16 protein-coding genes are annotated in these 14,328 nt (G+C 50.0%); 3 read left to right on the top strand and 13 right to left on the bottom strand.

Features of this window, described 5'->3' with window-relative positions:
- Positions 1-148 precede the first annotated feature (148 nt).
- From ndk to B1728_RS10360, 3 genes are all read right to left on the bottom strand, one after another.
- On the bottom strand, positions 149-592 hold the full coding sequence (gene ndk, locus B1728_RS10370; RefSeq protein WP_079910107.1) for a nucleoside-diphosphate kinase: 444 nt from the start codon (positions 590-592) through the stop codon (positions 149-151).
- A 94-nt stretch (positions 593-686) separates the two neighbouring features.
- Positions 687-3,380: a pyruvate, phosphate dikinase gene (ppdK, locus tag B1728_RS10365; RefSeq protein WP_079910106.1), complete on the bottom strand. Its 2,694-nt coding sequence runs from the start codon at positions 3,378-3,380 to the stop codon at positions 687-689.
- A gap of 337 nt (positions 3,381-3,717) precedes the next feature.
- Complete coding sequence (locus tag B1728_RS10360) at positions 3,718-5,532, bottom strand: ABC transporter substrate-binding protein (RefSeq protein ID WP_079910105.1); 1,815 nt, start codon at positions 5,530-5,532, stop codon at positions 3,718-3,720.
- Between the two features lie 103 nt (positions 5,533-5,635).
- On the opposite strand from B1728_RS10360, the gene B1728_RS36255 reads away from it, so the two are divergent.
- A complete protein-coding gene (locus tag B1728_RS36255) occupies positions 5,636-5,791 on the top strand; it encodes a hypothetical protein (protein ID WP_179135968.1) in 156 nt (51 codons plus the stop codon).
- Between the two features lie 77 nt (positions 5,792-5,868).
- On the opposite strand, the gene B1728_RS10355 is transcribed toward B1728_RS36255, so the two are convergent.
- Positions 5,869-6,423 carry a DJ-1/PfpI family protein gene (locus tag B1728_RS10355; protein ID WP_079910104.1) on the bottom strand — a complete coding sequence of 185 codons (555 nt, stop codon included), beginning with the start codon at positions 6,421-6,423 and terminating at the stop codon, positions 5,869-5,871.
- A 274-nt stretch (positions 6,424-6,697) separates the two neighbouring features.
- On the opposite strand from B1728_RS10355, the gene B1728_RS10350 reads away from it, so the two are divergent.
- On the top strand, positions 6,698-6,898 hold the full coding sequence (locus tag B1728_RS10350; RefSeq protein ID WP_144027821.1) for a hypothetical protein: 201 nt from the start codon (positions 6,698-6,700) through the stop codon (positions 6,896-6,898).
- Positions 6,899-6,954: 56 nt separating this feature from the next.
- Here the strand turns inward: B1728_RS10350 and B1728_RS10345 are convergent, their stop codons facing one another.
- The 7 genes from B1728_RS10345 to ytaF form a co-directional block, all read right to left on the bottom strand.
- A complete protein-coding gene (locus tag B1728_RS10345) occupies positions 6,955-8,211 on the bottom strand; it encodes an ATP-binding protein (protein WP_079910102.1) in 1,257 nt (418 codons plus the stop codon).
- Positions 8,212-8,299: 88 nt separating this feature from the next.
- Positions 8,300-8,692: an MmcQ/YjbR family DNA-binding protein gene (locus tag B1728_RS10340; protein ID WP_079910101.1), complete on the bottom strand. Its 393-nt coding sequence runs from the start codon at positions 8,690-8,692 to the stop codon at positions 8,300-8,302.
- Positions 8,689-9,177 (bottom strand): DinB family protein, encoded by a 489-nt coding sequence (locus tag B1728_RS10335; RefSeq protein WP_079910100.1) that lies wholly within the window; start codon positions 9,175-9,177, stop codon positions 8,689-8,691. The genes B1728_RS10340 and B1728_RS10335 overlap by 4 nt, the downstream gene beginning before the upstream one ends.
- Positions 9,178-9,219: 42 nt before the next feature.
- Positions 9,220-9,693: an NUDIX domain-containing protein gene (locus tag B1728_RS10330; protein WP_079910099.1), complete on the bottom strand. Its 474-nt coding sequence runs from the start codon at positions 9,691-9,693 to the stop codon at positions 9,220-9,222.
- A gap of 81 nt (positions 9,694-9,774) precedes the next feature.
- Positions 9,775-10,542 (bottom strand): DUF3891 family protein, encoded by a 768-nt coding sequence (locus tag B1728_RS10325; protein ID WP_079910098.1) that lies wholly within the window; start codon positions 10,540-10,542, stop codon positions 9,775-9,777.
- Positions 10,539-11,006 carry an NUDIX hydrolase gene (locus tag B1728_RS10320; protein ID WP_079910097.1) on the bottom strand — a complete coding sequence of 156 codons (468 nt, stop codon included), beginning with the start codon at positions 11,004-11,006 and terminating at the stop codon, positions 10,539-10,541. Before B1728_RS10320 ends, B1728_RS10325 begins: the two co-directional genes overlap by 4 nt.
- 294 nt (positions 11,007-11,300) lie before the next feature.
- A complete protein-coding gene (gene ytaF, locus B1728_RS10315) occupies positions 11,301-11,936 on the bottom strand; it encodes a sporulation membrane protein YtaF (RefSeq protein ID WP_483310973.1) in 636 nt (211 codons plus the stop codon).
- A gap of 132 nt (positions 11,937-12,068) precedes the next feature.
- Here ytaF and B1728_RS10310 point away from each other — a divergent pair, with 132 nt between their 5' ends.
- Entirely contained in the window at positions 12,069-12,725 is a 657-nt protein-coding gene (locus B1728_RS10310) for a DUF1232 domain-containing protein (RefSeq protein WP_079910095.1), read from the top strand.
- Positions 12,726-12,764: 39 nt separating this feature from the next.
- On the opposite strand, the gene modB is transcribed toward B1728_RS10310, so the two are convergent.
- Positions 12,765-13,424 carry a molybdate ABC transporter permease subunit gene (gene modB, locus B1728_RS10305; RefSeq protein ID WP_079910094.1) on the bottom strand — a complete coding sequence of 220 codons (660 nt, stop codon included), beginning with the start codon at positions 13,422-13,424 and terminating at the stop codon, positions 12,765-12,767.
- Entirely contained in the window at positions 13,424-14,275 is an 852-nt protein-coding gene (modA, locus tag B1728_RS10300; RefSeq protein WP_079910093.1) for a molybdate ABC transporter substrate-binding protein, read from the bottom strand. The genes modB and modA overlap by 1 nt, the downstream gene beginning before the upstream one ends.
- Between the last annotated feature and the right edge of the window lie 53 nt (positions 14,276-14,328).

Below are 14,328 nucleotides of genomic sequence, written 5' to 3'. Positions count from 1 at the left end.
GCAGCCCTCCCTTATCAATGTAACCAATTTTGATTGAAACATCAAACGATTATCGGACATCACGGTAATATAAAAAAAAGCCCACTCCCGATGACCACATCGGAAAGTGAGCTTGGAACCAAGACACTGCATCCATGTCCTTGTGAGATTAGATCCAATGCTGAATTGCGTGCTCATAGCTCAGCAGCTCTTCAGGCTTAAAGAACACGGCGATTTCCCGCTCCGCGCTTTCCGGCGAATCGGAGCCATGAATAACATTGCTTTCCGTGCGGACCGCATAATCTCCACGGATGGTTCCAGGGGCCGCCTCCATCGGTCTAGTCTTACCCATCATGGCTCTGGACAGAGCAACGATCTGCTCTCCCTGCCACACCATAGCGAACACAGGGCCTGATGTAATGAAGTCTACCAGCTCTCCATAAAAAGGCTTACTGGCATGCTCCTCATAATGAACCTGAGCCTGCTCCTTGCTTATATGCATCAGCTTGGCTCCAATTAGCTGGAACCCTTTGTCCTCAAAGCGTTGAACAATTGCACCGATCAAGCCGCGCTGTACCCCATCGGGTTTGACCATTAAAAATGTTTTTTCCAACTGGCTGCACCTCATCCCGCCGTCATCGTTACTAAGTGGATTATCCATTATTACCCATTTACCCCTTTATTATAATGACGATCTCTTAAAAAGGTTATGATGCGGTTTGATCAAGCTGTGAGGAGGTTCTATCCGAAGGGTTCCCCAAGGCAATAGCCGCCTGCGCGGCCGCAATACGGGCAAGCGGTACCCGATATGGAGAACAGCTGACGTAATCAAGCCCCTCCGCATGGCAGAAGAAGATCGATTCCTTGTCGCCCCCATGCTCGCCGCAAATGCCGGTTTTCATCTGTGATTTAACGGATTTGCCCTGGGTAACAGCCCAGCGGATCAGCGTTCCGACGCCTTCCTGATCGAGTACCTGGAACGGGTTGTTAGGCAAAAGCTTGCTTTCCACATAATGCGTAAGGAACTTGCCTTCCGCATCGTCCCTGCTGTATCCAAGCGTCATCTGGGTCAGATCGTTCGTACCGAAGGAGAAGAAGTCTGCATGCCTGGCAATCGACCCGGCAGTAATGGCCGCCCGCGGCACCTCGATCATCGTGCCTACTCTATACTTTATCGCGCTCCATCTGGTGCCCAGTACCTCGGCCGCCTTGCGATCCACCAGCTCGCGCATGATTTTCAGCTCACTGTCATGCCCTACCAGCGGAATCATAATGTCAGGCTGAACATCGACGTTATCGTCCAGACACTGGATGGCTGCACGAAAAATCGCTTCGGCCTGCATCTCGTAGATTTCGGGATAAAGGAGCCCCAGCCGGCAGCCGCGGGTTCCCAGCATCGGGTTCATTTCATGCAGGCTCCTGACCTTCCTCAGCATTCGTTCCACCCGCTTCAGCTCCTCACCATCACCGGTTGGCTGCTGTGATAATAGAGAATGCCGGATGGCGAGCTCCTCCAAATTAGGTAAAAATTCGTGCAGCGGCGGATCCAGCAGGCGAATCGTGACCGGCAATCCGTCCATCGCGCGGAAAATGCCTTCGAAATCGCTTTGCTGCATAGGCAGCAGCTCACGAAGGGCGGCAGCCCGTTCCTCCGGCTGCTCAGCCAGGATCATGCCGCGGACCACAGGTATCCGCTCCGGCGACATGAACATATGCTCCGTGCGGCATAGGCCGATGCCCTCCGCACCGAAGCCGCGAGCCTTGCCGGCATCCTCCGGCGTGTCCGCGTTCGTGTAGACCCGCAGGCGACGGATCTCATCCGCCCACACCAGCAGCTCTTCAAGCTTCGCGGTCAGCTCCGGCTCGCGCAGCTGCACCACCCCGCGAATGACGCGCCCTGTGGCGCCGTCAATCGAGATCCACTCGCCTTCGGCTATCGTCGCCGTCACCTTGTCGGCGGCGGCAACATCGAAGGCGCGATCGCGCAGCCGGATGGGCTCGCAGCCGCATACGCACGGCTTGCCCATCCCGCGGGCTACGACCGCCGCGTGACTGGTCATCCCGCCGCGGCTCGTAAGCACGCCCTCGGCAGCGAGCACGCCGTGGATATCCTCGGGCGTCGTCTCCGAACGCACGAGGATCACTCTCTTCCCGGCGCGCGACCAGGCTTCCGCCGTATCGGCGTCGAAGACGGCTTGCCCTGCAGCCGCTCCGGGGGATGCCGGAAGGCCTGAAGCCAGCACCTCCATGGGCGATGAGGAATCAATAGCGCGGTGCAGCAATTGATCCAGATGGAACGGTTCGATCCGTTGCAGGGCTTCTTCTTTGGAAATGGTGCCTTCCTTCACAAACCCGACCGCGAGCTTTACGGCCGCCTGGGCGGTTCGTTTGCCGTTCCGGGTTTGCAGGAAAAACAGCTTGCCTTTTTCTACCGTAAATTCAATGTCCTGCATGTCACGGTAATGCTGCTCCAGCTTCCTTGCCGCCGATACAAGCTGTTCGTAAGCCTGCGGCAGCTCCTCCTCCAGCTTGCTGATCGGCATCGGTGTCCGGACTCCAGCCACAACGTCCTCTCCCTGGGCATTCATCAGGAACTCCCCATACAGCTCATGCCCGCCTGTAGAAGGATTGCGTGTAAATACAACCCCTGTACCGCAGTCCGTTCCCCTATTGCCAAATACCATGGATTGCACATTGACCGCTGTTCCCTGCTCATCGGGAATTTGGTGAAGACGGCGGTAGATTTGCGCGCGCTGATTGTTCCACGAACGAAATACCGCTTCTACAGCCAACTGGAGCTGCTCCTTCACTTGCTGGGGAAAGGAGCGTCCCGCATGCTTCACCATAACGGATTTATATTCATCGATCAGCGCTTTCCAGCCATCAGCCGTCACTTGGTGATCTTGTTCGAAGCCTTGCTGCTGCTTCATGCGCTCCAGAAGAAAATCGAAATGATAGCCTTCCATGTCGAATACCACATTACCGAACATCTGAATCAGCCGTCGATAGCAATCATAGGCGAATCGCGCATCACCGGTAGAGCGGGCAAGTCCTTCCACCGTATCGTCGTTCAAGCCGAGATTCAAAATGGTGTCCATCATCCCCGGCATGGAGGTGACGGAGCCCGAACGGACGGATACTAGCAGCGGCCGCGATGGATCACCGAAGCGCTCTCCCTTGGCATCCTCCAGCTCCTTCATAGCCGAAAGCACTTCCTCAAACAGACCTTCCGGAAGTCTGAGGCCGGCTGCATAATAAGCCCGGCAAACATCGGTCGTGATTGTAAAGCCTGGAGGCACTGGCAATCCGACCCGCGTCATCTCGGCCAGATTAGCTCCTTTACCGCCTAATAAATGCTTCATACTTGCATCCCCTTGCCCAAAAGACATCACTCTTGCCATTGGCAGTTCCCCCTGTCCTAATATGTAAAGCCGAATGTGGAATGAAGTGGAATAATTCCAATGAGATTACGATATCATACACACTATTCAAAAACAATAGTGCGTTATAATTCGATTTTTTGCCCGATTTAAAAGGCAATTTATTGACCATTAGTTCATTCTACTTCGTTTTTATCCACCAATAGCAAACTTTGAGCAATTCTTTCCGATGAGGATGAGTTGAATCAACGTTTTGAACAGGAACAAAAAAAGGACCCCCATGGACTCCCATAAGTCCATCAAGATCCCTTGCCCTTTGCGCTCATTACCAGCAGCGCAGCAAGCTCGTCCCTGCCCATTATTTCCCGGCTACCGGTTCAAACCATACATCGCGAAACGATACCCAGCCAAGTGCATTCAAAGCTACGCCTCTTAAAGAGGGATGATAATAAGTTCTTTGCCGCCAATGGTACATGAAATAAACGGCGGCGTTTTTTTTCACCAATTGCTCCAGCTGGTTAATCCACTCCATATGCCCCTCGGACCCGCACTCCGATTCATGGCTGTATAGCTGATGGATGATCTGCTTCAGCTCTCCGAACAGCTCATCGCTAAGATGTCTTCGGACAAAGCTGTTTTCGGCAAGAAACAGCTCCAGTATGGAGAGGACTAAATCGTCATCGAGAATAATGACATAGAAGCATAAATGACTTTTCTCTACGGCCTCTATTCGCTGTCGGTAATTATCGCCGAAGATGTTCAGCTCCACGCGGATGCCCATTGTTCCCAGCATCCTTTGAATTGCCTCCGCCTCACCAAGGTTCGCCTTTGAGACGGCCAGACGGATCATTTCCCCTTGATAACCGCTTTCCTGGAGAAGCCGCTTTGCAAGCTCCGGGTTGTACAGCGTATCCTGCCGAGATACATGCTCCCGAGGAACAAACCAGTCCGCCAAATAAGCGTCTTCAGGTGAGGGTAACAGCTCACTCCTGCTGCGGTCTATTCCATGCATAACGGCTTGGCGGAAGCTGAGTTGCTGCTGGGGTCCCTTCAGCTTCAGATTAAAGGTCAGCATTTTACTGCAGCCATCGGATCTTATCTCCACATTGGTCTTCTGCTCTTGCGATTCCTCTCCGGACTGGGTGCGGATGCGATACATTGTCCGTTCTATCCAGTTCGCCTTGCACTCCACTTCCGGCGTGTACCATATTTCAATCCGGTCGAGATGGGCTCTTTTATCAAAATAACGCGCGAAGGCTTCACACACCAGCATATTGTTATCATGCTGCACCACCTGGAACGGACCCGTACCGACAGGTGTGCGTTGAAATGCATCCCCCAGGGAGAGGACCAAATCTTCCGGAACGACGGAAGCCCTATCAAAGCTTAGGCAGTGCAGGAACAGCGCATTTGGCCGCGACAAACGGATTCTGACGGCATATCGGGCACACACTTCAATCTTGTCAACGCACTCAAACATCCAACGATAAGGACTGTCAATCTCTTCACAGCGGATTCGGTCCAATGTGAATTTCACGTCATGCGCCGTCATTTCCCTTCCATGGTGGAACAGCACGCCTTTGCGCAGGTAGAACATCCAATCCGTTCCCGTCTCATTGCGGGTCCAATAATGCGCCAGATGCGGCTCAATGGTTTTCGTCTGCCGGTTATAACGAACCAGGTTATCAAAAATTTGTTTGGCCATATGCGATTCTACAACGAAGGTGATAAACGGCGGATCCAGACATTGAATCGGTTTATTATAAGGAATGCGAAGCGTATCCGTCCTATCCTCATCATTCCCCTCCGGACGATAACCGAAGTGGCTGTCCAGCCAGAATACGAACTGATCTCTCAGTGTCGGCAAGTAGCCGTGCTCGTCAATACAAGCGAAAGCCTTCTGCAAATCGCCTTTTCTTACATGATCCTGTGCCATCTGCAGAACTAGCGACTCACAGGTCATCCGGAATACGATTCTCGACCGATGCCCTCTCCCTCTCCCCGGAAGCCACTGTATCCAGTTATGCTCTTCCATTTTTTTCAATATTAAATTCACATTCCGGCTCGAGCAATGCAGCCATTCTGTCAATTGGGGCAGCGTGATCTCGATTTCTTCCTTATCCTGCGCACTCGGGAGATGCTTTCGAAGAGTCAGGTAGTAGTACTCCAGCATAGAACATCCTCCTGAAATAAAAGATGAAGAATACAATCGACATTCTACACTTTTTATTCATCTTTATCCAGCTATAATCATTAACAAAAGGAGTGAAGAAAACATGATGAATGTATTCGAGCTTGAATGGCAGATGAAAGAACGTCAGGGAGAAATGGAAAGAACCAGCCGGACCCGCTATCGTTGGCGGGCGCAGGTTTCCATGATGGAGTGGCTGATAAGCACAGCTGTTATAAGTTTGGCGGCAGGATTGCTATAAGGAGGGAAAACGATGAACATGGAAAACGCCGGTATTCGAGGCATATCCCGGTTTACCGGCGCATGGTTTATCATCGTTTAAGACAGCAGCTTCAAAAACTCCCGCATAAATCCCGGCAAATCAGGCCATGCGTGACCAGAGACCAGATTCCTGTCCACATGCAGCGTCTCGGAAGCATAGGTCGCTCCCAGCTGCTCCACATCGAAGCGGCATGCTGTATAGGCCGTCATTGTGCGTCCTTCGAATACAGATTTGTCCTTTAACGCCCCGAACACCAATGCCGCATGGCATATCGCTCCGACAGGCTTATTCGTCTCCAGGAAATGAGTCAGAATGCGAGGTACATGCTCGTCCAGACGAATATATTCGGGCGCTCTTCCGCCAGGAATAATTAAGCCGTCAAACTGGGATGGGTCCACTTCCGAGAAGGAGATGTGGGAATCAAGCTGATAGCCCGGCTTCTCCGTATACGTATCCCAGCCTTCAAAATCATGCACAACGGTACGCAGCGTCTTCTTCGTCGGAGAGGCGATGACGGCTTCATAGCCAGCCTCCACCACGCGATAATACGGATAATACACTTCAAGCGCTTCTACGGCATCGCCGGTGATGATAAGAATTTTTTTGGACAACGGAATCCCTCCCGTATTGGTTTGTACTCCATTTCATTGTGAAGCATGTCCCAACAATTGTAAACGGGTGGAAAATAGCGAAAGATGTAGAAACCTTGTCACAACGTATCAAGAAATTGTTTTATACCCTACCCATACCGATCTCTTGAAATCCCCTCCACTTTATTATCATGAATTTCGCAATCTGTGATATTTGAAACAGAATCTTTCTAAAGGACATGCTAGAATTATGTGTATACAAATGATGTATACATTATTAAAAAAGGAAGATATAATGATGCCGAAGAAAGTCCTAAGAAGTCAATCAGCACATTATCCGTTTCAAGTTTTGTTGAACAAAACCAAGGTGTTAACAAGAGAAGGCAGAGGGACGGTCGTGGACAAGCAGACCGAGTGGATTTACGTAAAACTCGATAAAAATGGAACGGTTATTAAAACAAGCATTTATTTAACCGAGCTTATAGAAACCGCCTAACCGGTTCGGATTGGACAGAAACCCTGTGGACACAGGGTTTCTGTCTTTAATGAGGTCTAAACCCGGGGAAAGACGACCGTATATACCGTCCCCTTCCCCAGCTCGCTTCTCAATTCGATTTTTCCGTTCATCTTTCTAATAATCCCGAAGGAAACCATCGTCCCGAGCCCCGTTCCCTTCTCCTTCGTCGAAAAGTACGGTGTTCCCAGCCGGCGCACCTGCTCCTCCGTCATCCCTACTCCGGAATCACTGACGATTATGGAGACGTGATTCTCCTGGCTTTTTACCGTAAATGCCAAGAGTCCTCCATTCGCCATGGCTTCGATTGCATTTTTCCCGATATTGATAAACGCCTGTCTGAATTTATACTTGTCCCCCAATATGTAGAGAGCTTCGTCCTGGTCCACGTTTCCGTCAATCTGAATGTTGTAGTAGTTGGCATAAGTAAGAAGTACGTTCGATAAATAACGCACTTCCTCATTGACATTGATCTTTTCAATTACTTCCGGGTCAGGCTTAGCCAAGGACAAATAATCGGTAATGATGACTTGGGCCCGGTCCAATTCCTCCAGACACAGCTTTTGATAGTACTGCTTCTTCTCTTGGTCCAGGCTTGCCGAGCCCAGCAGTTGAATAAATCCCCTCACGGTGGTTAACGGGTTCCGTATTTCGTGAGCTACGGAAGCCGCCATATCGCTTACAATTTTCACCTTTTCACTATTAACGACTTCTTCCTGCATATAAAAATAGTTGTTCAAAAACTCGATTAAGTACACGCACAAGCCGGCAATAAGCCCCTGCAGCAGATACGTTTCCAGCTTCGTTATCGGCTCAATCCACAGCAGCTCTAAATGATCAGTCAAAGCAAGATATAGCGTAAAGGTCGTCAGCTTAATGAAACTGCACAGCCATACAGCACTCCACACCTTCTGATGGAGCTTATAAGTAGGGTACTTTTTGATGTAGTACAAAAGAATCAGAAAGCTTGGCGCCAGCGAGATCGCATAGACAAAGTTGTTGGGGTAACCCATAATCAGGCGATATCCCATCAGTGTGATATATAAGAAGGCCGACACCGCGTTCCCGCCATAAAACGACCCCAAGGTTAAAGGTATCGAACGAAAATCAAATAGCAGCCCATCCAGATGAGTAGGGAAAGACATGGTCACGATCAGTGCGCAGGCAAATAGGGTGTAGATCAAGAAGCGGTACAGCAAAGGCCTTTTTTTGGTTTTGTAGATATAGGGGTAAAGCACGAATGGAGAAAAGATAAAAAATAAATTTAGCAAATAATCTTTAAAATAGATCAACATACATTCTCCCGATTCTTCGTTTGGCCTAGTTCATCAAATTCCATTACGACCCCAAAATAGAACCCTTCTTCTTGCTATTAGAAGGATTCTATCTGTTCTCTGTCTGCTGGAGCCATTTTGCGTATTTTTTGGGAGCAGTCCGGACATAGGCTTCGGCTATCAGCTCTTCGATCTCTTTCCAATCCGCTCTGGCAAGGTCAATAATCGTGACCCACCCGTGATGCCCGATATATCGGGTTTTCGCGTAGTTCGTATCCTCTTGCTGAAGGAGAAACTCCTGGGTATCTCTATCCGCCTTGATCGACATGGAGACGGCTTCCCCTTCACCCAGCATGACAAACGGTTTATCGCTGACGCGAAACGAGGTATGACCGAATTGATCGATCTTCTCCGTCACCTCGGGGAAAGCCTGGCAGAACCTCCTGATTCGCTCAACCAGCTTCAAGCCTTCTTTTGACGCTATAGGTTTGTGGAAGGTCATACCGTGCTCCTCCTTGCAGCCTCCAAGCATTGTTCAATCTGTTGCATGTGATGGTTGTCATGAGGAACGAAACCAATAAGGTACTCATATACAGTGAACCCATTGCCATCCCGATCGACGTATGGAACATGATAGTCTTCTTCCGTCAACTGGCCTATACGATCCACAATTCGCTGCCGATATTCCATTGCAAGTCTGACTATGTCCTCTTTGCCATGTTGGTGGCTGAAGACTACAGCCTGCTTATTGAACTCGTCGAAATCCAGATGCTTAAGAGGCAAGGAAGCTCCTGTACCCAGATGCCGAATAGCCTGCTCGTAAAAATATTGATCCCATAGCAGGATATGGGCGATAATTTGTTGGACCGTCCATTTGCCTTCTTGCAGCGGCCTGTCCCACAACTCATTTCCGTAACGGGCTAGCGCTTCTACATAGGGAATGAACTCTGCAAATTGCTTCAATAATTGGATGGGGCTCGGCTTCATTAGTACCTCCTGACATCGTTTTCTGGGAGCATCCCAATGGGTTTAATAGCATTCCAGGCTATGGTCTTCGATAAGCTCGATAGTTTTGCGCCTGCTCACATATTCCCGGATATGACTTTTGATATTGGGATACAACACAATAGAATCTAGACTTGGTATAGGAACCCACTTCACAGCAGTTTGATGCAGGTCCGGCCGGTCCGGTAATCTCGGGATCTCATCCTCCTTTAAAAAGCATTCAAAAATGACAGACAAGGTGTGCGGTGCGTTCGGATAATCGCCGGATTGCTTATGCGGAGCCATTTCATATACGAAGGCTATCGGGCCAACCTCTACAGCAGCGCAGGTTTCTTCCTGCACTTCTCTCGCTGCACCCTCCACCAAAGTCTCTCCCGGCTCGGCCCCTCCTCCCGGCAAATTGTAATGAACGCCGTCACTGTCTTTATATTCGACCATTAAAATACAGTTGGACTGTATGATTAATGCACTGGGTCTTACGCGAATATGGTAGGTCATCTAATCATCTCCTCGCTGATGACAAAATGAATGCACGGCGTTAAGGAAAGATTCAGGGTTCATCCTTCAACCCCATTCCGTTTAGCTTACAATCGATACCTCCTGTTCATGTGCAATCGCCTGAGTATACGCTGTGTTTAAGCCCTTTGACCGGATCATGTCCTTGGAGACATGCTTGACAGGAATACTCGTCTGAAACTTTTTCTTGAATAGGAACGGCGTCATCTTGATTTCCTTCTCATTCACCCACTCTGCAAGCAGCCGGGGGCAGCCTTCTGGAAGCAGGGGCTCGGAACGCTTGAAGCCGTCACGGTACCAGGGATGCTCCTGCTCCTTCGGCGAGCCCGGACGATTCAAGCAAATATATAACGATAAGTCGTCGCACAGCTGCAGAAGCTGGAAATGCCTGCCTACGACCTCCTGTGGAAGCTTAAGCTTCCTAAGCAAGCGCTCCTGCCTGTCGGCCTCTCTGCTGCAAAAAGCAATGCAATCCGGATGAGTAGAGCTGCGTAGATGCTGGAATGAAGCATAATGCAGGCTGCAAAGCAAAGCGGCGTACTCGTTTCTTTGTTCCACTTCATCAATTCCTAACGTATACAGAACAAGCTTGGGCAGCATCGGGTAGTCGTTAAAGGAGAACGGCACCTGGTCCCGGTCGTTCCAGATAGGCGTATGATCCAGACGGATCCATCCCCGGTCATGCTCTTGAATAGCCAGCAATACATCCGGAATACAGCCGGCCTCTAGAAACAAATCGTCACATAATTGAGCAGCAAGGTGCCCGGACAAGCAAGCATGGTCATGCTGCGTGATCATCACAAATTCCCGATCCGTTTCACGAATGATCATATGATTCCTCCCTGTTCCTGTTCGCAGGCAAGAAACGGCTCCAAGTGCTGTTCTGCCATTGCAATTAGGTCCGTCCGTAAGCCAGGCCCTTCTATTGCGTTAATCATTTGAGCCGCGGTACGAAAGCTCATAATGACATAGCCTGTTTTTTCAAAGCCTTCCGGCATTCGGTGAAAGCTACCGACTCTGGTTAGAAAAAATACGGTATACGTATACGTATCTTCCCAATACCAGCAGGCGAAGGGATACCGCTCACCGGCTAACACGATCCCCGCTTCCTCCATAGCCTCTCTATGTAAACCCTCTTCTTTTGTTTCATTACCCTCGAGTCTTCCGCCGATAGTCGTTAAAGTCTGTTCCTCTTGATCCCATACCATGACCATGTCGCCGTTAGCCAGCACCGGTATGCAGTGAACCCCGGCGATCCGTTTGTCAGTGGGAAGCTCCGTAATCCGTGTAATCAAGGGGTGCCTCCTTTGCTGTTGGCTAGAAATTCCAACCCCCTATATGCTACCACAAAATGACATATTGTTGCAGTAAATTCTTTCCTTTCCATCCAATAGGCCTATACTCATGAAAAAACCCCACAAAGTGGGGCTATGGATTCAAAACTGCCTCCTCTACTTGGCCACGAGACTCGAAATCCATAAAGTATAGTAAAAAAGACCTGTATCCAATAGACATCCAACTTCTGTCATATTAGCCTCTTGTGAACCGTAAAATAAATAGACAAGTATGGTACCACGGCATTCCTGGCCTTATCCGAACAAAGCATTGCAAGCAATCACGAGCAGAACAACACCGCTTATCAGCGTACCCATTTGACCCAAATGGAAAGAACCGATACGAACCGTTGAAGCTTTCCGCCCGATGGCAGTCCCGGCCCATACGGTAATAAAGCTGCCGATGGCTGCCGTTACAGCTATAGCGAGTGGCGACAAACCGAGGAGCCCCGCCCCCAAACCGTTCGTAACCGCGTTGGCCGATAACGCCAAACCGAGTACAACCGCTTCCAGATACCCGATCTCACCCGATCGATCAAGATCCGCTTTCTCCGGATTTTTTAGCAGCTCCTTTAAAGAATCGCCATTTGATAAGGGCTCGGCCGGCGATTCCGATAGTTGCTTCTTGCGCGGTAACGCCAGCAGTACGATGCGAATGCCGATAATGATCAATACAAAGGCTCCGACAAGTGTAGGGAAGATGCCGGGCAAAATCCTGGATATCCACTGGCCGCCCACAATCCCCGCTTCGCTCAATATAAAGCAAATGGCAGCCATGATGAGGTTAGAGACAAGACCGATTCGAATCCCGCGAATTCCATAGGAGATCCCGACTCCCAAATTATCCAGACTTGATGATAAAGCAAATCCGAGAATAAATAACCATGCCATACGATTCCACTCCTCTTCTCTGTTTACTTCATCGTATTGAGATTGTTGAGGAAAAGTGCCTGTCCTTCGCAACATTTGTTGAGAAAAATCAACACTGGAGTCGAAATGGCTTTGCCGGAAAGGAGAAACCTAATGAACGCAAATCAACAGGGCCCGTATGTCGGTGAAATATTAAAAGCGCTGCTGAAAGAAAGATCCATGTCCATGCGGAAATTGAGTGCTCTTACCGGAATTGATACCGCCATTATTTCACGCATCATTAACGGCAAGCAAAAAGCGAAGATGGACCACCTCCATCTGTTTGCCGTACATCTGGGCATCCCTTCCGAACGGCTTTTTCAAGCCGCAGGACTCGAAACGGTCTCCCCATCCGCTGCGGATAATTCGGAACTTCATGCCTCCGTCGATAGTATTAAAGAGGTGCTGTTAAGCTACAATTTGTTTGATTCCAAGTTCACCACCGAGCAGGTACGCAAGGAGCTTACCAAGTATGAGCAATATGCGTTGACGGAGGAAGGACGGCGCATCATTATCGAGGATTTTCAGGCGAAGGTCGACAGCGTGAACAGCGCCGGTCCTTTTATCGACGAGCTTAGGCAAATGTACGAGCTCTTTGGCAAGGACGACCTGTCAACAGAAAAAAGAGCGATCCTGGGGAGCGCTCTGCTTTACTTTATCTTATCTACGGATATAATCCCTGATTACGTGTTCCCGATCGGCTATCTGGATGATGCCATTGCCGTTCAGATCGTATTGGAACGGCTGTCCCAACAGGATACCAAGACCTGACCCGATCCGTTCAGCATTCCTGCAACTATAAAAGGACGGCTAGCTTCTCTTCCTTCCAGTAAGCAGCAGCATAACGAAGGAAATAAGGATCATCATCCCGGTCCAGGCCCAGGCCAGATGCATATTCCCGGAATCCACGGCTACATAGATGGCGGTCGGAATCGTTTGGGTTTTTCCGGGAATATTGCCTGCTATCATCAGCGTTGCTCCAAACTCACCCAATGCGCGCGCGAAGCCAAGTATAAAAGCAGTGATGAGAGAATGAGCAGCCAGAGGTAGCGTAACATACCGGAACAGCTGCCACTCATTCGCCCCCATGGATCGGCCGGCATCCTCCAAGCTTTGATCTATCGATGCAAAACCGACCTTCATCGTCTGATATACCAGAGGAAAAGCAACGACGACCGAGGCAATAACGGCAGCCCACCATGTAAATATGATCGGCGCCGTAAAGATCCACTCGATCAGGCGCCCCAGCCCGCTTTTTCTTCCAAGCAGCACAAGCAGCAGGAAGCCGACCACCGTCGGGGGCAGCACAAGCGGAAGCATGAAGGCCGTCTCCACGAGAATTTTTCCCTTGAACGATCTCCTTGACATCCAATATGCCAAACCTACCCCAACGATAGTTACCGCCACACTGGACAATAGCGCTACTTGCAGCGATAATTGGACTGGTGACCAGAACGATATTCCGTTCATCAGGATCCTTTAGGCGCGGAGAAGCCGTATTTGACGAACACATCCAGCGCTTCCTTCGACTGCAAATAATCGTATACTTCCGCCGCTTCCTTGCCGTGCTTTGTCGCCTTCACGATCCCGATGGGGTATTCCACAGGCGTATACCAGGACGGATTAACGGAGAAGGCCACCCGGACTTTCTTCGATGTCAGGGCATCCGTTTTATAAACGAAGCCTGCATCGGAATTCCCGGTCTCTACATACTGAAGCACCTGACGGACATCCTTGCCTTGTACGGTTTTGGGCTGGAGGCTCTCCCACAGCTTCGCATGGGTCAGCGCTTCCTTGGCATAGTTTCCTGCCGGAACGCTTTCCGGGATGCCGATAGCAATGCTCTTCACGGTCGAAAGGGTCAAATCCTCTTCCTTACCGATCGAAGCATTGGTATCAGCCGGAACGACTACGACAAGCTCGTTCGTCAGCAGGTTCTTTTGTTTATCTTTATCGACCAGCTGCTTATCTACAAGCGCCTGCATGTTTTTGGTCGCGGCCGAGAGAAACAAGTCCGCCGGCGCTCCTTGTTCTATCTGCTGCTGCAGCGAGCCGGAGGCTCCGAAGTTAAAGTTCAGCTTCACATTGCTGTGCTTGGCTTCGTAAGATGCTTGAATCTCCTTCAATGCATCCGTTAAGCTGGCGGCGGCTGAAATGGTCAGCTCTACCTTGGCGGCCGGGGCCGGGCTTGAGGCTGCTAGTGATGGGTTTGAGTCGCTGGAGCCTGCACCCGCTTGCGGCTGTGTGCCGCATCCGGAGAATAGGACGGCCAGCCCTACAAGCAGGGACATGGCCAAGCTTTTTTTACAGTATGTAAACATTTCATTCTCCTTTGTTATAATTAGATATAATTAGTTATAATTAAATATAATTA

Origin of the sequence: Paenibacillus sp. 32352 (genome assembly GCF_002042965.1) — a bacterium.
Taxonomy (GTDB): Bacteria; Bacillota; Bacilli; order Paenibacillales; family NBRC-103111; genus Paenibacillus_S; species Paenibacillus_S vulneris.
The sequence above is the reverse complement of the archived record's forward strand: the minus strand, read 5'-3'. Positions and strand labels throughout refer to the sequence as shown.

Coding starts and splice junctions, on each gene's coding strand:
- B1728_RS10330 (WP_079910099.1), bottom strand. CDS start 9,693: ATGACCTACCATATTCGCGTAAGACCCAGTGCATTAATCATACAGTCC.
- B1728_RS10360 (WP_079910105.1), bottom strand. CDS start 5,532: ATGCTGGAGTACTACTACCTGACTCTTCGAAAGCATCTCCCGAGTGCG.
- B1728_RS10350 (WP_144027821.1), top strand. CDS start 6,698: ATGATGCCGAAGAAAGTCCTAAGAAGTCAATCAGCACATTATCCGTTT.
- modA (WP_079910093.1), bottom strand. CDS start 14,275: ATGTTTACATACTGTAAAAAAAGCTTGGCCATGTCCCTGCTTGTAGGG.
- ytaF (WP_483310973.1), bottom strand. CDS start 11,936: ATGGCATGGTTATTTATTCTCGGATTTGCTTTATCATCAAGTCTGGAT.
- B1728_RS10325 (WP_079910098.1), bottom strand. CDS start 10,542: ATGATCATTCGTGAAACGGATCGGGAATTTGTGATGATCACGCAGCAT.
- B1728_RS10335 (WP_079910100.1), bottom strand. CDS start 9,177: ATGAAGCCGAGCCCCATCCAATTATTGAAGCAATTTGCAGAGTTCATT.
- B1728_RS36255 (WP_179135968.1), top strand. CDS start 5,636: ATGATGAATGTATTCGAGCTTGAATGGCAGATGAAAGAACGTCAGGGA.
- modB (WP_079910094.1), bottom strand. CDS start 13,424: ATGAACGGAATATCGTTCTGGTCACCAGTCCAATTATCGCTGCAAGTA.
- B1728_RS10310 (WP_079910095.1), top strand. CDS start 12,069: ATGAACGCAAATCAACAGGGCCCGTATGTCGGTGAAATATTAAAAGCG.
- ppdK (WP_079910106.1), bottom strand. CDS start 3,380: ATGGCAAGAGTGATGTCTTTTGGGCAAGGGGATGCAAGTATGAAGCAT.
- B1728_RS10345 (WP_079910102.1), bottom strand. CDS start 8,211: ATGTTGATCTATTTTAAAGATTATTTGCTAAATTTATTTTTTATCTTT.
- B1728_RS10340 (WP_079910101.1), bottom strand. CDS start 8,692: ATGACCTTCCACAAACCTATAGCGTCAAAAGAAGGCTTGAAGCTGGTT.